The organism is uncultured Enterovirga sp. (genome assembly GCF_964242715.1).
Taxonomy (GTDB): Bacteria; Pseudomonadota; Alphaproteobacteria; order Rhizobiales; family Beijerinckiaceae; genus Enterovirga.
In genome coordinates this window covers 52,300-72,335 of record NZ_CAXTAZ010000024.1, presented here as the reverse complement: position 1 = coordinate 72,335, position 20,036 = coordinate 52,300, and the positions used below count along the sequence as shown (strand labels likewise).

General features: G+C 68.8%; 22 protein-coding genes. 10 read left to right on the top strand and 12 right to left on the bottom strand.

Translation table 11 applies throughout. The annotated features are described in order from the left end of the window. Positions 1 to 596, bottom strand: a 596-nt coding sequence (locus tag ACFE87_RS13540) for a sodium:proton antiporter (protein WP_375460167.1), incomplete at its 3' end; no start/stop codon positions are given. Between the two features lie 155 nt (positions 597 to 751). Here ACFE87_RS13540 and ACFE87_RS13535 point away from each other — a divergent pair. From ACFE87_RS13535 to ACFE87_RS13515, 5 genes are all read left to right on the top strand, one after another. After that, complete coding sequence (locus ACFE87_RS13535) at positions 752 to 1,498, top strand: SDR family NAD(P)-dependent oxidoreductase (protein ID WP_375460166.1); 747 nt, start codon at positions 752 to 754, stop codon at positions 1,496 to 1,498. An 80-nt stretch (positions 1,499 to 1,578) separates the two neighbouring features. After that, positions 1,579 to 2,559, top strand: a complete 981-nt coding sequence (locus ACFE87_RS13530; RefSeq protein ID WP_375460165.1) for a Bug family tripartite tricarboxylate transporter substrate binding protein — start codon at positions 1,579 to 1,581, stop codon at positions 2,557 to 2,559. A gap of 72 nt (positions 2,560 to 2,631) precedes the next feature. After that, on the top strand, positions 2,632 to 2,907 hold the full coding sequence (locus ACFE87_RS13525; RefSeq protein ID WP_375460164.1) for a hypothetical protein: 276 nt from the start codon (positions 2,632 to 2,634) through the stop codon (positions 2,905 to 2,907). 31 nt (positions 2,908 to 2,938) lie between these two features. Continuing rightward, on the top strand, positions 2,939 to 3,847 hold the full coding sequence (gene accD / locus ACFE87_RS13520) for an acetyl-CoA carboxylase, carboxyltransferase subunit beta (RefSeq protein ID WP_375460163.1): 909 nt from the start codon (positions 2,939 to 2,941) through the stop codon (positions 3,845 to 3,847). Between the two features lie 20 nt (positions 3,848 to 3,867). Continuing rightward, positions 3,868 to 5,193 (top strand): bifunctional folylpolyglutamate synthase/dihydrofolate synthase, encoded by a 1,326-nt coding sequence (locus ACFE87_RS13515; RefSeq protein WP_375460169.1) that lies wholly within the window; start codon positions 3,868 to 3,870, stop codon positions 5,191 to 5,193. Between the two features lie 14 nt (positions 5,194 to 5,207). Here ACFE87_RS13515 and ACFE87_RS13510 read toward each other — a convergent pair whose 3' ends face one another. Beyond that, positions 5,208 to 5,636: an NUDIX hydrolase gene (locus ACFE87_RS13510; protein WP_375460162.1), complete on the bottom strand. Its 429-nt coding sequence runs from the start codon at positions 5,634 to 5,636 to the stop codon at positions 5,208 to 5,210. Positions 5,637 to 5,850: 214 nt separating this feature from the next. After that, positions 5,851 to 6,078 (bottom strand): hypothetical protein, encoded by a 228-nt coding sequence (locus tag ACFE87_RS13505; protein ID WP_375460161.1) that lies wholly within the window; start codon positions 6,076 to 6,078, stop codon positions 5,851 to 5,853. 185 nt (positions 6,079 to 6,263) lie between these two features. Between ACFE87_RS13505 and ACFE87_RS13500 the strand changes: the two genes are divergently transcribed. Then, on the top strand, positions 6,264 to 7,589 hold the full coding sequence (locus ACFE87_RS13500) for an alpha-amylase family protein (RefSeq protein ID WP_375460160.1): 1,326 nt from the start codon (positions 6,264 to 6,266) through the stop codon (positions 7,587 to 7,589). Between the two features lie 45 nt (positions 7,590 to 7,634). On the opposite strand, the gene ACFE87_RS13495 is transcribed toward ACFE87_RS13500, so the two are convergent. The 6 genes from ACFE87_RS13495 to ACFE87_RS13470 form a co-directional block, all read right to left on the bottom strand. Further along, a complete protein-coding gene (locus ACFE87_RS13495; protein ID WP_375460159.1) occupies positions 7,635 to 8,303 on the bottom strand; it encodes an HAD family hydrolase in 669 nt (222 codons plus the stop codon). 127 nt (positions 8,304 to 8,430) lie between these two features. Next, entirely contained in the window at positions 8,431 to 10,152 is a 1,722-nt protein-coding gene (locus ACFE87_RS13490; RefSeq protein ID WP_375460158.1) for a thiamine pyrophosphate-binding protein, read from the bottom strand. Positions 10,153 to 10,170: 18 nt separating this feature from the next. After that, positions 10,171 to 10,482: a helix-turn-helix domain-containing protein gene (locus tag ACFE87_RS13485; protein ID WP_375460157.1), complete on the bottom strand. Its 312-nt coding sequence runs from the start codon at positions 10,480 to 10,482 to the stop codon at positions 10,171 to 10,173. After that, positions 10,479 to 11,459: an alpha-ketoacid dehydrogenase subunit beta gene (locus ACFE87_RS13480; RefSeq protein WP_375460156.1), complete on the bottom strand. Its 981-nt coding sequence runs from the start codon at positions 11,457 to 11,459 to the stop codon at positions 10,479 to 10,481. The genes ACFE87_RS13485 and ACFE87_RS13480 overlap by 4 nt, the downstream gene beginning before the upstream one ends. Next, positions 11,459 to 12,469, bottom strand: coding sequence for a thiamine pyrophosphate-dependent dehydrogenase E1 component subunit alpha (locus ACFE87_RS13475; RefSeq protein WP_375460155.1), 1,011 nt, complete (start codon positions 12,467 to 12,469; stop codon positions 11,459 to 11,461). The genes ACFE87_RS13480 and ACFE87_RS13475 overlap by 1 nt, the downstream gene beginning before the upstream one ends. After that, positions 12,466 to 13,284, bottom strand: a complete 819-nt coding sequence (locus ACFE87_RS13470) for a hypothetical protein (RefSeq protein WP_375460154.1) — start codon at positions 13,282 to 13,284, stop codon at positions 12,466 to 12,468. Before ACFE87_RS13470 ends, ACFE87_RS13475 begins: the two co-directional genes overlap by 4 nt. A 225-nt stretch (positions 13,285 to 13,509) precedes the next feature. Here ACFE87_RS13470 and ACFE87_RS13465 point away from each other — a divergent pair, with 225 nt between their 5' ends. Next, the gene (locus tag ACFE87_RS13465; RefSeq protein ID WP_375460153.1) at positions 13,510 to 14,136 is read left to right on the top strand and encodes an Isoquinoline 1-oxidoreductase subunit; all 627 of its coding nucleotides are present in this window, start codon (positions 13,510 to 13,512) and stop codon (positions 14,134 to 14,136) included. 75 nt (positions 14,137 to 14,211) lie between these two features. Here the strand turns inward: ACFE87_RS13465 and ACFE87_RS13460 are convergent, their stop codons facing one another. The 3 genes from ACFE87_RS13460 to ACFE87_RS13450 form a co-directional block, all read right to left on the bottom strand. Then, positions 14,212 to 14,502 carry a type II toxin-antitoxin system HicB family antitoxin gene (locus ACFE87_RS13460; protein ID WP_375460152.1) on the bottom strand — a complete coding sequence of 97 codons (291 nt, stop codon included), beginning with the start codon at positions 14,500 to 14,502 and terminating at the stop codon, positions 14,212 to 14,214. Continuing rightward, positions 14,499 to 14,699 carry a type II toxin-antitoxin system HicA family toxin gene (locus tag ACFE87_RS13455; protein ID WP_375460151.1) on the bottom strand — a complete coding sequence of 67 codons (201 nt, stop codon included), beginning with the start codon at positions 14,697 to 14,699 and terminating at the stop codon, positions 14,499 to 14,501. Before ACFE87_RS13455 ends, ACFE87_RS13460 begins: the two co-directional genes overlap by 4 nt. A 77-nt stretch (positions 14,700 to 14,776) precedes the next feature. Continuing rightward, positions 14,777 to 17,236 (bottom strand): ATP-dependent helicase, encoded by a 2,460-nt coding sequence (locus ACFE87_RS13450; RefSeq protein WP_375460150.1) that lies wholly within the window; start codon positions 17,234 to 17,236, stop codon positions 14,777 to 14,779. 156 nt (positions 17,237 to 17,392) lie between these two features. Here ACFE87_RS13450 and ACFE87_RS13445 point away from each other — a divergent pair, with 156 nt between their 5' ends. The 3 genes from ACFE87_RS13445 (at position 17,393) to lptG (ending at position 20,026) form a co-directional block, all read left to right on the top strand. Continuing rightward, positions 17,393 to 17,656, top strand: coding sequence for a hypothetical protein (locus ACFE87_RS13445; RefSeq protein ID WP_375460149.1), 264 nt, complete (start codon positions 17,393 to 17,395; stop codon positions 17,654 to 17,656). A gap of 114 nt (positions 17,657 to 17,770) precedes the next feature. Continuing rightward, a complete protein-coding gene (gene lptF, locus ACFE87_RS13440) occupies positions 17,771 to 18,937 on the top strand; it encodes an LPS export ABC transporter permease LptF (RefSeq protein WP_375460148.1) in 1,167 nt (388 codons plus the stop codon). Positions 18,938 to 18,943: 6 nt separating this feature from the next. Continuing rightward, entirely contained in the window at positions 18,944 to 20,026 is a 1,083-nt protein-coding gene (gene lptG, locus ACFE87_RS13435; protein ID WP_375460147.1) for an LPS export ABC transporter permease LptG, read from the top strand. Positions 20,027 to 20,036: the final 10 nt, after the last annotated feature.

Sequence of the window (20,036 nt, the reverse complement as noted above, 5' to 3'; positions counted from 1 at the left end):
AAGTCGACGCCGCGCAGGAAGCCGAGGAAGAGCGGCGGGTCGCCGAGGGGGGTCAGCGAGCCGCCGATATTCGAGACGAGGAAGATGAAGAAGACCACGACATGCACGTTGTGACGCCGCTCGTCGTTGGCCCGAATCAAGGGCCGGATCAGCACCATCGACGCGCCCGTCGTGCCGATGAGGCTCGCCAGCACGGTCCCGAACAGGAGGAAGCCGGTATTCAGCATCGGCGAGCCGTGAAGGTTTCCCTGGACCACGATCCCGCCCGCGATGGTGTAGAGCGCGAACAGGAGCAGCACGAAGGGCATGTATTCGAGGAGCGTCACATGCAGGGCCGCCTCGAAGGCCGCACCCGGCCCGCTCACGATCGCCAGCGGCACGAGGACGGCGAGCGCCCAGAACGCCGCGATCGCCCCCATCCAGCGTTCCCAATGGTGGGACGCGACCTGCGGCAGGATCGCGATCGACAGGAGAATACCGACGAAGGGCAGCGCCCAGGCGAGCCCGAGCGAGGCGCCGTCGAGGCCGGCCGCGAGCACAGGCGAGGGCGCGACCGCGAGAAAAACGGCGAGCGCGGTCCTTGCGCGATGGATCATGGGAGCTCCGGCAGCCTGTTTGGCGCCGGAGGGCTACGTGACAAGCAGGGCTGCTTCAACTCGCAGTGCGCATTCGACGAGGGCTTTGTCGCGCAAGCCGGGTGGCGCCCGGCCTCGGGCTCGCTATGTTCGCCCCAATCATAAGGGAGGACAATGTGAACCAGATCGACCTGAACGGGCATGTCGCCGTGGTCACCGGCGGCGCGCAGGGCATCGGCCGGGCGATCGTCGAGCGTTTCGCGGCGAGCGGCGCCACGGTCGAGATCTGGGACCTCGACGGCGAACTCGCGAGGGAGACGGCGGCCTCGGTCGGATCCACCGTCTCCGGCCGCGAAGTCGACGTCACCGATGCCGAGGGCGTGATGCAGGCGGCACGCGAGGCCGAAGCCGCCCACGGCCCGATCGACATCCTGGTGAGCTGCGCGGGCATCGCGGGTCCGAACACGCAGACCTGGAATTATCCGCTCGCCGACTGGCAGCGGATCATGAAGATCAACGTCGACGGCACCTTCCATTGCTGCCGGGCCGTGATCCCGTCGATGATCACGCAGGGCTACGGCCGCATCGTCACGATCGCGTCGGTGGCCGGGAAGGAGGGCAACCCGAACGCCTCGGCCTATTCCGCTTCAAAGGCGGCGGTCATCTCGCTCACGAAATCTCTCGGCAAGGAACTCGCCGGCCACGACATCGCCGTGAACACGGTCACGCCCGCGGCCGCCCGCACCCGGATCTTCGACCAGATGACGCCGGAGCATGTCGAGTTCATGTTGTCGAAGATCCCGCGGGGCCGGTTCGTGGAAACGCGCGAGGTCGCCGCGATGGTGGCCTGGCTCTGCTCGTCCGAGAATTCCTTCACGACGGGCGCCGCTTTCGATCTCTCGGGCGGCCGGGCGACATACTGACCGAAGGCCAACGCGACCCAGGGCGTGAAATGCTGTCCGGAGATGCCTATCTTGCGTGGGGCTAGCCCGGAGGGGTTATCATGACGACGACGCGCCTCGTCCTCCTTGCCGGTATGGCCGCGCTACTGGCGGCAGCCGTGCCGACGGTCGCTTCGTCCCAGGGCTATCCTGCCCGCCCGATCACCCTCGTCGTGCCGTTCCCGCCGGGTGGCAGCACGAGCGTGGTGGCCCGGACGGTGGCCGAGACGATGGGGCAGCTTCTCGGCCAGCAAGTCATCGTGGACAACCGGCCGGGCGCGGGCGGCACCATCGCGGCCAAGGGTTTTACGCGCGCGGCGCCGGACGGCTACACGCTGCTGCTCGGCTATTCCGGCACGATCGCGATCGGACCGAGCCTCTACGCCAATGCCGGGTTCGACCCGCGCAAGGATTTCGCTCCGATCGGCCTCATCGGCTCGGCGCCGGCCATCCTCGCCGTCCATCCGAGCCTCGGGGTCAAATCCGTGGCGGAGCTGATCGCCCGGGCGAAGGAGAAGCCCGGCAGCATCAATTTCGGTTCGGCGGGCATCGGGACCGTGACCCATATCGCGGGCGAACTCTTCACCGCGATGGCCGGCATCAAGCTCATCCACGTCCCCTATCGCGGCTCAGGCCCTGTCCTGAACGATCTCGTGGGCGGCCATATCCCGATGTCGTTCACGCCGATTCCGGCCGTGCACGGCCAGGTCGAGGCCGGCACCCTCCAGGCTCTCGCGATCACGAGCCGGACGCGCTCGGCCCTGATGCCGGAGGTGCCGACGCTCGCCGAAACGCTGCCGGGCTATGAGGCCGTGCTGCATTATGGCCTTCTCGCTCCGCCCGGAACGCCGAAGCCCATCATCGAAAAGCTGAACAAGGCGCTCCGCGATGCGATCGCGACGCCGGAGGTGGGGAAGCGTCTCGCCTTTGACGGCGCCGAGCCGCTCCCGAGCTCTCCCGAGGAATATGCGGCCGACATCGACCGGGACGAGACGAAATGGTCGAGGGTCCTGCGCGAGGCCGGGATCAAGCTGACCGAGTGAGACGATCTCCTACACGCCGACGGAGCCCGGACCTGCACTGGAAGTCGGGCCTCGGCAGGCGTATCTTGTGGCATGGTCGATCCTGAAAACATGATCCTGGTCCTCTTGCGCGAGCTGCGTGCCGAGATCCCCGAGGCGCGTGAGGAAGCTCGCGCGACCGAAGTTCGGGTGACGGAGCGGCTGGACAGGATGGAGAAGCGTCTCGACGCCATGCACCTGAACGGCACCAAGGCACTGAAAGGCGTCATCGGCCAGGCCACCCTGGTGGAACGGACCATGGCGAGCTTCGACGATCAGGTGTCACGGCTCGAGCTTCGCGTGACGGTTCTCGAGGACGTGCGGGCGTGAAGCCGCTCTCTCGGCCCGCAAGGATTTCGGCATGAACTGGGTGAGCGAAGTCGTCCGGCCGCGGATCAAGACGCTGTTCAAGCGTGAGACGCCCGAGAATCTCTGGATCAAATGCCCGGACACGGGCCAGATGGTGTTCCAGAAGGACGTCGAGGCCAATCTTTGGGTCATCCCCGGCTCCGACCATCACCTGCGCATGAACGCGACGCAGCGGCTCAAGATGATGTTCGACGGGGGCACCTGGCTCGACGTGCCCCTTCCCGACGTCGCGACCGATCCGCTCAAGTTCCGGGACGAGAAGAAATACGCCGACCGCCTGAAGGATGCCCGCACCAAGACCGGAGCCAGGGACGCCTTCAAGGTCGGGTTCGGCCGCGTCGTCGGCACGCCCATGACGATCGCCGCGCAGGATTTCGCCTTCATGGGCGGGTCCCTCGGCATGGCGGCCGGCGAGGCCTTTCTGAAAGGGGTTGCGACGGCTTTGGACAAGCGCACGCCCTTCGTCCTGTTCGCGGCATCGGGCGGGGCCCGCATGCAGGAGGGGATCTTCTCCCTGATGCAGATGCCCCGCACCACGGTCGCGGTCCGGCGCCTGAACGAGGCGCGGCTGCCCTACATCGTCGTCCTGACCAACCCGACGACCGGAGGCGTCACGGCGTCCTATGCCATGCTGGGCGACATCCACCTCGCCGAGCCCGGAGCCCTGATCGGCTTCGCGGGCCCCCGCGTGATCGAGCAGACGATCCGGGAAAAGCTTCCGGCGGGGTTCCAGCGTGCCGAATATCTGAGGGCTCACGGCATGGTCGATATCGTGGTGCACCGGAGCGAGATGAAGGACACGATCGCCCGCCTGTGCCGCCTTCTGACCAAGGAAAAGCCCGCGTCCGTCGAGGCCATTCCATCCGAAGCCGAGCCGTCGAACCTCCGACCGGCCGCTTGAGCGGCCCCGTCCGGGCCGAGATGGAGCCCTCGGACGCGATCATCGCACGCTGCCTCGCGCTGCATCCGAAGCTGATCGACCTCTCGCTCGAACGCATCCAGCGCCTGCTCGCCCGCCTGCATCACCCGGAGCGCCGCCTTCCGCCGGTGATCCATGTCGCGGGGACGAACGGAAAGGGTTCGACCATCGCCTTCATGCGGGCGATCCTCGAAGAGGCGGGATTGCGGGTCCACGTCTACACCTCCCCGCATCTCGTGCGGTTCCATGAACGCATCCGGCTGGGTGCGGTCGGGGGTGGCGTCTTCGTCGACGAGGCGCGCCTGGCTGGCGCCCTGTCGCGGGCCGTGGAGGTGAATGCGGGCCAGCCGATCACCGTCTTCGAGATCACCACGGCCGCCGCCTTCGATCTCTTCGCAGAGGCTCCGGCCGACGTCATGCTGCTGGAGGTCGGGCTCGGCGGGCGCGTGGACGCGACGAATGTCGTCGGATCTCCGGCCGCGTCCGTGATCACGCCGATCGGCCACGACCATGCCGAGCATCTCGGGACCACGCTCTCCGCCATCGCGGCCGAGAAGGCCGGGATCATGAAACGCGGCTGCCCCGTCGTGATCGCGGCCCAGGATCATCCCGAGGCGGACTGGGCGCTGGAGGCGCTCGCGGACCGGTCGGGCGCCAGGCCCATCGTCATCGGGGGGCAGGATTTCTCGGTGATGTCGGAAGGCGGACGGCTCGTCTACCAGGACGAGACCGGCCTCCTCGACCTGCCGCTGCCGCGGCTCGCGGGGCGGCACCAACTCGTGAATGCCGGCGCGGCGATCGCGGCCGTGAAGGCGGCCGGGTTCGGCGATCTCGAGGCGGGCGTCTACGAGCGCGGCATCACGGGGGCGGATTGGCCGGGCCGCCTGCAGCACCTCACGCGAGGCCGCCTCGCCCTGATCGCGCCCGAGGGCGCCGACCTCTGGCTCGACGGGGGTCACAATCGCGACGGCGGCCGGGCGGTCGCGGCCGCCATGGCCGACCTGGAGGAGAGGTCTCCGGCGCCGCTCGTCCTCGTCGCCGGCATGCTGGCCACCAAGGACGCGGCCGGATACCTCGCGAATTTCGCCGGACTCGCGCGCGAAGTGGTGGCCGTCCCGATCTCGTCGCAGGTGGCCGCGACCCCACCCGAGGGTTTTGCGCGGGCGGCGGCGGCAGCCGGGTTCCGGGCCTCGGTCGCATCCGGCATCGAGGCAGCGCTCGACGGCATCGACGCGACCGTCTTCGAACGCCCTCCCCGCATCCTGATCTGCGGCTCGCTCTACCTCGCCGGAGAGGCCCTGGCGCTGAACGGGACGCCGCCGCAATAGCGGGGCGGGTTCGATCACGCCGCTTCGGCGAGCGTCGTCCGGAAACCGAGGATCAGCGCCGCGAGATCGCCCTCCTGCACGGAGGACGCGGCATCCTCGAGTGAGAACCAGGCCGTCTCGCGCTGGTGATATTCAGGCCAGCGCCGGCGCTGCTCCGTGACGCGCAGCGGGAACACCTCCACCCGGCACAAGACCACGGCCCCGTCGCGCAGGCGCTTACCGTATTCGTAGCTGCCGACCGGAATGCGGCCGATGTCTCCCTTGATGCCGGCCTCCTCGAAGGCCTCGCGGGCAGCCGTCTGGTGCGGGGACTTGCCTTTCATCGGCCAGCCCTTCGGGATGATCCACCGTCGTGTGTCGCGGGATGTGGCGAGGAGCACGACCGCCTGGCCTTCGACAAACGTGTAGGGCAACGCACCGTACTGGATCCGGAATGTCGACAAGGCATCCTCTGAGCGGGAGGCCACCGGCGTCTGCCGGCCCTCTCGGTAACGTTGAACTCGCCTGTTCCGGAATGAAACCTTGGATCCGCTCGACGATTCGGAGGCGCGTGGAGCCAAGACGAGTAACAGTTTCGGCGCCTCGGGACACCCCTCACAACTGTGCTGCGACGTACCGTCAACAGAATGCGCCGCTTGGGAACTGGCTTGCGCGCGGCTAGCGGGTCGAGCCGGCCGTCGGCTGGGGAGGGCCGGAGGAGGGAACCTCGCCGCGGTGAAAGGCGCCGTAGGCGAGGAACGCCCCTACGACCAGGAGCCCGATGAGGAGGACGAGGCCGTAGCCCGACCTTTGGCGACGGCTGTACGGCGAGGCGCTCTCGCGCCCATCGCCGGAGCCTCCGGAGGGACGGCCGTCTTCCCGTTTTTTGTCCCGAACCGATGGCATGTGACCGTCTCCCACGCTGTCGTGCCGATCTGATGCCGGTCCAGCCTCGCGGCAAGCCGAGAGAGCGGCGAATGGAACGAAATGCGCGCCCTGCGACTCGGTTCGTGACGAAGCCGGACGTCTGCGCCCGGCGGCGTCCTGCTGGGGCAACGCGGAAGTCCGGCGCAACCTGCTGAGGGGAACGGGTGCCACATTGGAGCCAAGACGCCATCTGGTGGCACGTCTTTCCGCTCGGCTTCGTCGGGGCCGAGCCGCAATCGACCGCCGGCAGGCCGATCGCGCATCGCCTGACTCAGCTGCATCCCTGGCTCGATTACGCGGTCGAACTCGGCGCGACCGGCCTCGCGCTCGGGCCGATCTTTGCCGCCTCGACGCACGGCTACGACACGATCGACCATCACCGCATCGACCCGCGGCTCGGAGATGACGCCGATTTCGACGCCCTCATCGTGGCCGCGAAGGCGCGCGGCCTGCGCGTGCTGCTCGACGGCGTCTTCAATCATGTCGGCCGCGAGCACCCGGCCTTCCAGGCGGTGCTGCGCGAGGGGCCGTCGGCCGAATGGGCCTCCTTTTTCCGCCTGTCCTGGCCGGCCGGCGCGGCCGTCGGCACGAAGCCGGATTACCAGTGTTTCGAGGGCCATCGCCAGCTCGTCACCCTGAACCACGATGCGCCGGCGGTCGCCGATCACGTGGCCGACGTCATGGGCCATTGGCTGGATCGCGGCGCGGACGGGTGGCGGCTCGACGCCGCCTATGCCGTGCCGCGCCGGTTCTGGGCCACGGTCCTGCCGCGGGTGAGGGCCCGCCACCCGGCAGCCTATATCGTCGGCGAGATGATCCACGGGGATTACGTCGGCGCGGTGCGCGAGACCGGCATGGATGCCGTGACCCAGTATGAACTCTGGAAGGCGATCTGGAGCGGGTTGAACGACCGCAACCTGCACGAGCTCGCCTGGGCGCTCGAGCGCCATAACGGCTTTCTCGACGGCTTCGTGCCGCTCACATTCCTGGGCAACCACGACGTTACCCGGATCGCGAGCCAGCTGACCGACCCGCGCCACCTCCCGCACGCGCTCGCGATCCTGTTCACCTTTGCCGGCACGCCATCGATCTATGCCGGCGACGAGCAGGGCTTCCAGGCGATCAAGGAGCATCGTGCGGGTGGAGACGATGCGATCAGGCCGGCTTTTCCGCCCGGTCCGGCCGACCTTGCGCCTGAGGGCTGGCCGATCTTCCGGCTCCATCAGCAACTGACCGGCCTCCGCCGCTCCCGTCCCTGGCTGTCACGCGCGAAGACCCGAAAGGTCCACCTCACCAACGGCGAGATGGTGCTGGCGAGCGGAGAGGGTGCGGAACTCGTCCTGCTCGCACTGAATTTGGGTGACGGCCCGTCCGACTGTCCCGCGCCGGGAGCTGCCACGCCCCTCGCCGGGGACGGCGAGGTCCATGGGTCGGGCCAGCACGCGCGGGTCCGACTGCCACCTCACGGCTGGGCCATCCTGACCGGCTGACCGTGGATCGGCTTGCGCGTCTGCAGGTCGCGCGCAGGCTGCTCTTCAATCGGCCGCGAGCGGCGACCGGTCGTAGTCGCGGAGAAGGGCCGCGGGATCGGCGTAGATCGCGATGCAGCCGGCGCCCCTGAGATCCTCCTCGCTGAAGCCCCCGCAGAGAAGCCCGATCGTGCGCAGGCCAGCCTTGCCGGCCGCCTCGGCATCGTAGGGCGTGTCGCCGACGACGATCGCCTCATCCGCCGTGATCGGCGCGATGCGCTTCAGCGCCGACTGGAAGATGTCGGGCTTGGGCTTCGAACTCTCGGCGTCTTCCGACGTGGTCGACTCGTCCACGAGGTCGGTGATCTCCGCCGTCGTCATGTGCCGGTCGACCTCCTCCCGCTTGCCGGAGGTCGCCAGCACGCTGGTCTGGCCCGCGGATTTCACCCGCTCGAACAGCGCGCGCACCTGCGGGAAGGCGCGAGCCTTCGACAGGTATTCACGCTTGAAGAGGTCGGTCCTGAAAGTCTCGATCTTCTCGCCGTCCCGCTCCAGGACTGCCGGATCGAGGAAGACGGGCATCAGCTGGTCGCCGCCTTTCCCCATCTGCCGGCGGACATCCTCATAGGGGACTTCGATCCCGAAATGCCGAAAGGCCTCCACCCATGCGGCGGCATGCAGGTCGTTCGTGTCGATGAGGGTGCCGTCCACGTCGAAGATCACGGCTTTGAGCATGCGGAACCGTCCTGGCGCTCGGGAATGTCTGTGAACTCCCGCCGGACTGGCTTGGTTCAGCCCTGTCCCATCCGGCACGCGCCGGGGGCACTGAAGGGCACGACTCTGGCCGAGCCGGCCCGGACCATCAGGCGACCCGGTCGCCCTTCCTGACCTGGACGGCGCGGTTGTCGGCGGCCGGCAGCATCTTGGCGGGATCGCGGGTCACGACCACGTCGATCACGACCGGCCCCTTGGTGGCGAAGGCCTTCTGGAAGGCCGGCCCGACCTCCTCCGGCCGCTCGACCCGGATGCCGGTGCAGCCGAGCGCCTCGGCGACGGTCGCGTAATTCGTCTCGGCAAGGTCGGAGGCGTGGTAGGCGCCCGGCCCGTACATCAGGTGCTGCAGCGCCTTGACGTAGCCGGAGGCGGCGTTGTTCACGACCACGATCGCGAAGGACAGGTTCATGCGGCGCGCGGTTTCGAGTTCGCCCAGCATCATGTTGAAACCGCCGTCGCCGGTGAGGCTGACGACCTGCCGGCCCTCCGCCGCGAGGGCGGCCCCCATCGCGCCGGGCAGGCCGTAGCCGATCGACGCGAAGCCGCGATCCGGCACGAAACCGCGTCCGGCCTGTTTCGTGTCGTACATGAGCCCGCCCCAATGGGCCGCGAAGCCGCCATCGGCGATCAGGATGCCGTCGGCCGGCATGAGCCGGTTCAGCTCGCCCATCAGCCGGCCCATCGCGACGGGCACCTCCTCCGAGGTGTAGCGCTCCTTCGCGCTCTCCTGCCAAGCCGCCATCCGGCGCCCGACCTCGGCGATGTAGTGGCGCCGCTCGTCTGCCCCGGATGCGGTGCCGAGCGCCTCGTGCAAATCCTCGATCCCGGCCCGCGCATCTCCCCAGAGAGTGACGCCCGGCCGTAGGGTACGGCCGAATTCCTCGGCCACGATGTCGAGATGGATCAGCGCCTTGCCGCGCGGCGGCACGGTGTAGCGCTTGGTCGCGATCTCGCCGAGCTTGCAGCCGATGACAAGAAGGCAGTCGCTCTCCTCGATGAGGCCGTTCGCGATCCGGTCGTAGCGGCCAAAGAGGCCGGCGCTGACCGGATCGGTGCAGGGCACGGCGCCCTTGCCGGTCATGGTATGGGCGACCGGGATTTGCGCGTCGCGCGCGAAACCGGTCAGCGCCTCGGCCGCGCCGGAGAGATGCACGCCGCCGCCCGCCATAATGATGGGCCGCTTGGCCGCGCGCAGCCGCGCCGCCGCCTCCGCGAGCGCCGCCCGCTCGGGCCGGCACCGGATCGCGGGAGCGGCCTCGTAGGCCGGATCGGCCGTGAGGTCGCGATCCTCGAACGGGAAGGTGGCGTGGCAGATATCCTCGGGCACGTCGATCACGACCGGGCCCGGCCGTCCGGAGGTCGCGACCAGGAAGGCCCGCCGCATCAGCTCCGGGATCCGCTCGATCATCTCGACCCGGATCAGCTCCTTGCAGGCGGGCCGCAAGATCTCGGTCTGACGCGATTCCTGGGTCATGTTCTTCCAGGAATGGAGCCGGTGCGAATCGCCGACCAGCACCACCATCGGCGTGCCGGCATTCAGCGCCTCGACGAGACCGGTGACGAGGTTGGTGGCGCCCGGCCCGAGCGTCGCGTCGGCGAGCCCGACCCGCCCCGACACCTTGGCATAGGCGTCCGCCGCGAAGATGCCGGCGCGCTCGTCGTTGATGAGGTGATGATCGAGCCCGAGCCGGCGGGCCGCATCGTAGAAGGGCAGGAGCTGGAACCCGCCCATCCCGAACATCGGTCCGCCCCGATAGGCCTGGAACATCCGGGCGAGCGCCTCGCCGCCGGTCATTTCGTTGGAGCTCATGTCCCTGCCTGTTTCGTGTCAGCCGACGAAGTCGTCGAGGGTCAGCGACAAGGCGGCCGCGATCTTGCGCAACGTCTCCAGCGCGCCCTCACGTTTTCCGGTCTCGATCTGCGAGAGAAAGGGCTGACCGACCCCGATCTTCTCGGCCAGCGCCTTCAGGGTCAGCCCGCGATGCTCGCGCCAGACCCGGATCCGGCTCTCACCCGCGAGGATGCGGTCAACGAGAGCGGCAGGGATCAACTCCTCTTCGCCGCTGGCGAGACGGCGCTGAACGTCCTTCACCGCCGCGCGATCGGAGGCATCATCAGCCGCGTCGAGGAGCTGACTCACGGGCGCCCGACCAGCGCCTCGACCGCGGCCACGATCGCCGCCTCCGACACTCGCACCACGTCCTCGAGCGGTGGTGCGTAGGAGATCGGGATGCGGGGTGCGCCGAGGCGAGTCGGGGCGGCCTTGAGTTGGCCGTGCAGGCGCTGGGCGACGGTCGCAACCACCTCGGCGCCGAACCCCGCGACCGAGACGGACTCTTGGGCGACCAGCAGCCGGCCCGTCCGGCCGACGCTCGCAAGGACGGCCGCCTTGTCCCAGGGCCAGAGCGTGCGGAGATCGATGAGGTCGACACTGACGCCGCGCTCGGCCAGCGGCTCGGCGGCGGCGGCGCAGACATGGACCTGGGCGGACCAGGACACGATCGTGACGTCGTCGCCGTACCGGACGTGGCGCGCTTGACCGAAGGGGACGAGCGCGTCCTCGTCGTCCGGCACCTCGCCCTCGAGCGGCCACAGGCCCTTGTGCTCCATGAACACGACCGGGTCGTCGCAGCGAATCGCGCTCTTGAGGAGGCCCTTGTTGCAGGCGGGTGTCGCCGGGCAGGCGACGACGAGGCCCGGGATATGGGCGTACCAGCTCTCGAGCGACTGCGAATGCTGCGCGGCCGAGGAGCGCCACATCCCGATCGGCTCGCGCACGACGAGCGGCACCCGGGTCTGGCCGCCGAACATGTAGCGGGCCTTGGCGGCCTGGTTGACGAGCTCGTCGACCGCGCAGAGCGCGAAGTCGGAGAAGCGCATCTCGACCACCGGCCGCGTGCCCATCATGGCGGCGCCGACGGCCGCGCCCATGATGCAGCTCTCCGAGATCGGCGCGTCCGAGATGCGGTCCGACCCGAATTCCTCGACGAGGCCCTTGTACTGGCCGAAGACCCCGCCGCGCCCAAGGTCCTCGCCGACCGCCCAGACAAGCGGGTCGCGCCGCATCTCCTCGGCGAGCGCCGCACGAGCGGCGTCCATGTAGGTCATGCGGCTCATCAGAAGGCCTCCTGCCGCGGGTCGCCGACATCCTGCACGTCGTGAAAGGCATGGGCGACGGGCGGGAAGGGTGTCGCGTTGGCGGTGTCGTAGGCCTCCTTCATCTCGGCGATGGCCGCCTCGCGCAGACGCCCGACATCACTCGCCCGCCCTGCCCCGAGGAGTCCCGCAGCGCGCGCAATCGGCTCGTCGCGCCGGCGCTCCTCGACCTCCTCCTCCGGGCGATAGAGGGCCGGGTCCGACCCGGTATGGCCGGTGAGCCGGTAGGTATGGGCGTGGAGAAAGCGCGGCCCACCGCCGGCCCGGATCGCTGCCACGATCTCGCGGGCGGCCGCATCGACCGCCAGGATGTCGTTGCCGTCGATCTCCTCCGCGGCGAGCCCGATGGCGCGGGCCCGGGCCGACGGCCCGGCGCCGCCGGTCATGCTCTTCGTCCGGGTCGTCGCCGCGAAACCGTTATCCTCGCAGACGAAGAGGACGGGCAGGTTGAAGACCTTGGCCCAGTTCAGCCCTTCCAGGAACGGGCCGCGATTGATCGCGCCGTCGCCGAAGAGGCAGCAGACGACCTGGTCGCCGCCCTTCAGCTTGATCGCGTGAGCCGCGCCGGCCGCGATGACGATGTTCGCTGCCACGACCCCGTTCGCCCCCAGCATTCCGACCGAGAAATCGGCGATGTGCATGGAGCCGCCCTTGCCGCCGCAATTGCCGCCCTCGCGGCCGAACAGCTCGCGCATCATCGGCAGCGGCTCAGCCCCTTTCGCGAGCGTGTGGCCGTGGCCGCGATGGGTGGAGAGAAGCACGTCGTCACGCCGGAGATGGGCGCAGATCCCGACCGCGATCGCCTCCTGGCCGATCGAGGGATGGATGGCACCGAGGACGATCTTGTCGTCGAGCCCGAGGATCGCCTGTTCCTCGAAGGCCCGGATGCGCCACATCTGCGCGAGATGCGCGAGCAGACGGTCCTCGTCGAGATTGGGGATGGTCCGGTCCCGGGCACGTGCGTCGCTCAAGCCGTGATCCTCCCGGCCGTCACCAGCCGCTCGACGAAGATTCGGAGCGGCAGGCCCACCTCGCCTCCGAGCCGGATCGCCAGCGCGTTCAGATGGGACAGCACGCCGTCCTCGTAGCAGGACCGGGCATCCCCGATCCGAGCGCTCGCGGCGGAGACGGTGACGGCGGCCGTGCCGCGGCTGTCGAGGTCGGCGAGGCGCATCCAGCCCGCCCCATCCTTTCCCCCGCCGGCATCGTGGAAGGTCGCCGCGAAGACGCCGGCCGGCACGCTCGTATCCGGCCGTCCGCCGAGCCGGCCGCCATGCGAGGCCGTCACCACGATGCAGCCCGCATCCTCGGGGCGGAACAGCGACGCGGAGTCGATGCCGATCACGGCGCGTTCGCGCCGATGGTGGTGGATGAGGAACCGGGTCTCGCCGAGATCCGGCACCGCGCCGCTCGGAAGCAATGCCGCCCGCATCAGCTCGGCACAATCCGCCACGCTCTGGCCTGACCCGCAGCCCAGCGCCGCGGCGCCCCGGCTCACATGGCTGACGATCCCGTTCGCGAGCATGTCGGCCGCGTCGCCGATGCGGCAGGTCGCGACGTCCGCCGTTGCGGCCGCGAGGCCGATCCCGTCCAGGAGGCCGAGCGATTCGATCCCGGCACGGTCCCGGCCCGCCCCGGCATCGTTGAAGACCACGGCCCGAGCTCCGCCCTTGGCCGCGCAATACCCCGCATAGACGCCGCCATGCGAGCCGGACACAATCACGTGCCCGCGGTGGCTATCCCCGAGCTTCGTGATCGAATCGGCGGTGAGGATCTCGACCGTCACGGGCGGCGTCCCGGCCGCAGCCCATGGCTTCCACGATGCGCCAGGAGCGCGACACCCAAGCCCGTCACGGCGTTTCCATCGTTTTTTGGAGGCTGGGCAGGCGAGCCGCTCTTGTCAATCGCCTGCGCGACCGGAAGGCGTGCCCGGAGCGGCGCGCCCGATTGCATCCCGGCCCGACATCGCTAGGCTGGCCTAGTCCGGGCTCGTCGGACGAGGTGCGCCGACATGCGAAACTCGATCGTGCTGACGGTGCTCGCCATCTCCGGCCTCTCGTTCCTGGCGGCGTGGCCTTCGGGGGCGCAGCAGGCCGGCCGCCCGGATCTCCGGACGCCGGAGAGTTTCGGGTCGATCGGGGACCCCAAGGCGCGATCGGTCGCCCTGTTCGAGGAGGCGGGGCGCGTGCTCACGCATCCGCGCTGCCTCAATTGCCACCCTGTGTCGGACCGGCCGCTTCAGGGCGAGACAAGCCGGCCGCACGAGCCTCCGATCTTCGCGGGCGAAACCGGCCTCGGCTCGCCCAGCATGCCCTGCACGAGCTGCCACGGGCAGAGCAACTTCCGCCTGGTCGGCACCCGCGTCGGAAGCATGCCGGGCAACCCGAAATGGCAGCTCGCCCCCCGCGAGATGGCCTGGGAGAACCAGACCCTCGGCGCCATCTGCCGGCAGCTCAAGGATCCGGCCCGGAACGGGGGCAAGGATTTCGCGGCGCTGATCGAGCATTCGGCCCATGACGAGCTTGTGGGCTGGGGCTGGAACCCTGGCGTCGGCCGCGCTTCTGCGCCCGGGACGCAGGAGCTGTTCGGGCTTCTCGTGAAGGCCTGGATCGAGACCGGGGCGGAGTGTCCGGATTAGCCGGGCCCGGATTGCGTCAACCTCAGCAGCGACAAGCCTGGCGCGGCCACAAGCCTCAGGGAAGTGAGCGCGCCCTTATTCCGCCGCGGAGCGCAGGGCGGGTTCGCATGGGACCAAGGCCAGCATATGCGCCTTCAGATCCGCGGCAGCTTCCGGATCAGCCTTCAATTCGACCAGCGTCCGGGGAGCCGGCATCGGACGCCCGTCGGCGGCAAGCACTTCAGCCCAGAGCGTGAGCGCCTCGCGTGCGTTGATCATTGCCTCATCGACCGTGTCGCCTGCCGAGAAGCAGCCCGGCAGGTCCGGAAACCAGACCCCTACGGCCCTGCCCGCCTCTTCCTCAACGATGGCCACGTAATGTGTCATTCCGGCTCCGGCCGCCAACCCGCCTGCTTGTAGATCTTCCTTACGAGGCCCGACCCGAGATCCTTTTTGGGATGCGGCAGCGATATCATCGCACCGGTCTCGGGATTGCGGAAGATGTGGTGCGAGCCGGCGACCCGAACCAGATTCCAGCCGTCGCGTTCAAGGCGGCGTCTGATGTCACGACTGCTGGTCAGCACGAATCAGTTCCTGGCTGGTTCGGTCGTCACCTGTTCCGCGACGTTGATTTCCAATCCACAGCGTTAGCCATGGTGACTCAGCTCGCCGCCTCGACGAAACTATCCAGCACCATCTTCCGGCCGGCCTTGTCGAAATCGACCGTGAGCTTGTTGCCGTCGATTGCCGCGACGGTGCCGGGGCCGAATTTCAGGTGGAGCACGCGGCCGCCGAGTGCGTAGGCCGACGGCGCGCCGGTCGACTTCGCCAGGATCTCGCCCTCGATCATCTGCGGGCCGGTGCGTCCGCCGGGGCTGCGGCGTTGCGGGCGGGCGCCAGAGCCGAAACCGCGGCCCTGGTTGAAGAAGGCGCCCGGCTCCGAAAACTCGCCCGAGCCGCGAATATCGGAATCCGGATCGGCCGAGGCCTCGGCGGCGCGGGCCTGAGCGCGCTGCCAGCCGGGGGTCTGGTAGCTCGAGCCGAAGGGCGTCATGGTCTCGAAACGGGACGCCCCGCGGACGGAATAGGCGGCTGGCGCCTCCGTCACCTCGACATGCTCTTCCGGGAGCTCGTCGACGAAGCGGGACGGAATGGTCGAATTCCACATGCCGTGGATGCGCCGGTTCGACGCGAAATAGATCTTGGCCCGGCGCTTGGCGCGGGTCAGGCCGACATGGGCGAGGCGCCGCTCCTCCTCGAGCCCGGCGCGCCCGTTCTCGTCGAGCGCGCGCTGGGACGGAAAAAGGCCCTCCTCCCAGCCCGGCAGGAAGACCGTGTCGAATTCGAGCCCCTTCGCGGCATGGAGCGTCATCAGCGAGACGCGGTCCTGGCCCTCCGTCTCGTTCGCATCCATCACGAGCGCAATGTGCTCGAGGAAGGAGGCGAGGTCCGGGAATTCCTCCATCGACCGGACGAGTTCCTTCAGGTTCTCGAGCCGGCCGGCCGCGTCGGCCGACTTCTCCTTCTGCCACATGTCCGTGTACCCGCTCTCCTCCAGGATGGTGGCGGCGAGTTCGTTATGGGCGGTGCGGTCCATCATGGCCCGCCAGCGGTCGAACGAGGCCATCAGGTCGCGGAGCGACCGCCGCGGCGCCGGCTTCATCTCGTCGGTCTCGACGAGATAGCGGGCCGCCTGCATCATCGACACCCGGGCCCGGCGGGCATGGGCGTGGATGCATTGCACGGCGGCTTCGCCGAGGCCGCGTTTCGGCAAGTTTACGATCCGCTCGAAGGCGAGGTCGTCGGCCGGCTGGGCCGTCGCCCGAAGGTAAGCCAGCGCGTCGCGGATCTCGGCCCGCTCGTAGAAGCGCGGGCCGCCGATCACCCGGTAAGGCAGGCCGAGTGTGACGAAGCGATCCTCGATCTCGCGCATCTGGGCCGAAATCCGGACCAGGACGGCGACATCGGAGAGCCGCTCCTTGTTGGCATGCAGCGCTTCGATCTCCTCGCCGATCTGCCGGGCCTCCTCCTCGGAATCCCAGGCACCCGAGACCGTGACCTTTTCGCCGGCCTCGTCCTCCGTCCGGAGCGTCTTGCCGAGCCGGTCCTTGTTCTTGGCGATGATGCCGGAGGCAGCCGCCAGGATGTGCCCGGTCGAGCGGTAGTTGCGCTCGAGCCGGATGACCGTCGCGCCCGGAAAATCGTGTTCGAAGCGCAGGATGTTGTCGACCTCGGCGCCGCGCCAGCCATAGATCGACTGGTCGTCGTCGCCGACGCAGCACAGGTTCTTGCGGGCCTGGGCGAGGAGCCGGAGCCAGAGATACTGGGCGACATTCGTGTCCTGGTATTCGTCGACCAGCATGTAGCGGAAGCGCTGCTGGTAGCTTTCGAGGACGTCGGGATTGTCGCGCCAGAGCCGCAGGCATTCGAGCAGGAGGTCGCCGAAATCGGTCGCGTTCAGCGTCTTCAGCCGCGCCTGGTAGGCACCGTAGAGCGCGAGGCCGCGGCCATTCGCAAAGGCCGCGGCCTCGCCGGCCGGGACCTCCTTCGGCTGCAGCCCGCGATTCTTCCAGCCGTCGATGAAGGAGGCGAGCTGCCGCGCCGGCCAGCGCTTCTCGTCGATCCCCTCGGCCGCGATCACCTGCTTCAGGAGCCGGATCTGGTCGTCCATCCCGAGGATCGTGAAGTCGGACCGGAGACCGACGAGTTCCGCATGTCGGCGCAGCACCTTCGTGCCGATCGCGTGGAAGGTGCCGAGCCACGGCATGCCCTCGCCCGCCGCGCCGACCAGATGGGAGACGCGCTCCTTCATCTCGCGCGCGGCCTTGTTGGTGAAGGTCACGGCCAGGATGCCGGACGGCCACGCCTTGCCGGTCGCGATCAGGTGCGCGATCCGGGTCGTCAGGACGCGGGTCTTGCCCGTGCCGGCGCCGGCCAGGACCAGGACCGGACCTTCGGTCGCCTCCACGGCCTGGCGCTGCTCGGGATTGAGGCCGGCGAGATAGTCGGAGGCCCGCGGCGCCGCGGCCACGCGGGCACGCTCGCTGATCGAGAGCGGGGGCGGCGCGTGATCGTCGTCGGGAGCGGCCGGCAGCGCCGGAAGGGCTTGCGCGGGATTCATCGAAGCCTTCCTGGATCAAATCGGGTCGTGCGTCGAGGAGCGGGCCGCCTTCGACGCCCGAGGCGCCGACGCGGCGACGCCAAGTCGCGGCCTGAACCGGCGCGGCGGCTTCGGGTTGTCCCCATATCGGGATCGAGGGAAGGCGGGAGAAGAGCCATGCGACGAGTGGAAATGGGTGTCGGACTGGCGCTGCTGGTCTTTGCGTCCGGGGCCGGCGCGCAAGGACTTCAGGTGCCTCCGACGAGCCGAGCGGAATCGCAGACGAATGCGCTCAATCGCTCCATGGCGGTGGAGCAGCAGAACCGCGCCTCGGCTCAGCAGAATCAGTTCGAGGTGAACTCGCTCCGGAACGAGCTGTCCCGGCCGGCGCCGCCGCCCCTGATCCCCTACAACGCGACAACGCCCGGCATCGGTCGCTAGACACGCGGGGTGGCAGTTCCTCGCATGGCGGGAAGGGGCCGCGAGTGTGTCCGCCGGGTCATTGCCCGGGCGCGGTCGGCGCGCTAGCCAGAAAGGTCACGGCTTCGGTCCCGCATGCCCCTGGTCGAGCGCTACATCTTCCGCATCATCGCAGTGGCGTTCGTGGGTTGCCTCGTCGCCCTCACGGGGGTGATCTGGCTCACTTCCGCGCTACGCCAGCTCGACGTGATCACCGCGCAGGGCCAGACGATCCTGGTCTTCTTCACGGTCACCAGCCTGACGCTGCCGACCCTAGTCGCCGTGATCGCACCGGTCGCCCTGTTCGTGGCCGTGATCTACGGGCTGAACCGGCTGAACGGCGATTCCGAGCTCATCGTCATGAGCGCTGCCGGCATGTCGCCCGCCAGGATCATGCGGCCGTTCCTCGCCCTCGGCATCGCGGTCTCGGCGATGGTCGCGATGCTGACCATCTACCTCATCCCGGCGAGCTTCCAGGAGCTTCGCGACCTCATCACCCGCATCCGGGCGGATTTCGTCGCGAATATCGCCCAGGAGGGCCAGTTCACGACTCTCGATTCCGGGGTGACCTTCCACTACCGCGAGCGGGCCGGGCAGGCGCTCCTCGGCATCTTCATGCAGGATCGGCGCGAGAAGGGCAGAACGGTCGTCTACCTGGCCGAGCGCGGGCAGACCATCGAGCAGGGCGGCTCGAGCTATCTCGTGCTCGAGAAGGGCAGCGTCCACCGCCAGCGCGACGGAACCCAGGACAGTTCGATCGTGGCCTTCGAGCGCTATGCGATCGGGCTGGCGGCGCTGAACCAGGAGACCGGCGAGCTCGTCTACAAGCCCCGCGAGCGCTCGACCGGCGATCTCCTCCTGCCCGACAAGACGGATCCCTATTACCGCATGCAGCTCGGCCGGTTCCGGGCGGAGCTGCATGATCGACTCACGGCCTGGCTGTTTCCGCTCGCCGTCACCTTCATCGCCTTCGCGGCACTCGGCCAGGCGAAGACCACGCGGCAGGGACGCGGCACCGCCCTTGCCTCGGCGGTGGTCGCGGTGATCGCGCTCCGGATCGGGCTCTTCGCGGCCTCCAGCGCCGCAGTCCGCTCGCCCGGAGCGGTCTTCGCGATCTACGGGCTACCGCTCGGGGCGATGGCCTGCTCGGTCGCGATCATCGCGGGGGGAGCGAGGGTTTCGGCGTGGGTCGCCAGCCTGGCCCGCCTCGCGAAGCGGCTGCCCTTACCGGGCCCGGGTCGCCTCGGCCTTAAGCGAGCCTGACCCGCCGTGATCGGCGCGACCCTCGGCCTCTACATCTCGAGCCGGTTCATCCGGACGATCCTGCTCGTTTTCGCGACCGTGTTCGGCCTCGTCTTCACGCTGGATTTCGTGGAACTGCTCCGGCGCGCGGGGGATACGGCCGGGGCCACGCCCGGGCTGATGGCCCAGCTCTCGCTCTACCGCACGCCCGCGATCGCCGAGCAGGTGCTTCCCTTCGCCATCCTGTTCGGCTCGATGGCGACCCTGCTGCAGCTGTCGCGCAAGCTCGAACTCGTCATCGCCCGGGCGGCCGGCATCTCGGCGTGGCAATTCCTGCAGCCGGGGATCGCTGTCGCGGTCGGCCTCGGCATCCTGTCGGTGGTCGCCTACAATCCGATCTCCGCCTCGCTGAAACAGCAGGCGACCCGCATCGAGGCGAAGGTCTTCGCCCGCAAGATGAAGGGGCTCGGGCCGGAGCTCTGGATCCGCCAGAGAAGCGTGGACGGTCAGGCCGTGATACGGGCCGAGGCGGCGGTTGCCGCCACCAACACGGTGACGAGCGCGACGGTCTTCGTGTTCGACCCTGCCGGAGCCTTCGTCGAACGGGTGGAGGCAACCGATGGCGTCCTGCGTGACGGCTATTGGGAGTTCCGCAACGCGCGGGTTTCGACCACCGTCGAGGAGCCGCAGACCTACCCGGTCTACCTGCTCGCCACGAATCTCGATCCGAGCCAGGTTCGGCAGACCTTCACGCCTCCGGATTCTGTGTCTTTCTGGCGACTCGGCGACACGATTTCGCGGGCCGAAAGTGCCGGCCTTGATGCCAGCCGATACCGCCTGCAATACGATGTCCTGCTCTCGCGCCCTCTGCTGTTCGTCGCGATGGTGTTTTTAGCTGCATCCGTTTCGCTAAGGTTTTTCAGGTTTGGTGGCGTCGCGAAGATGGTGCTCGGTGGCGTGAGCGCAGGCTTCGTGCTTTACGTGGTGACGGAGGTCATGCGCGACCTTGGAGGGGCCGGAATGGTCGGGCCTTCCGTGGCGGCGTGGCTTCCGGCTGTGGTCGGCTCGCTCCTCGGGGCGCTGGCGCTGCTGTATCAGGAAGACGGTTGATGGCTCACGC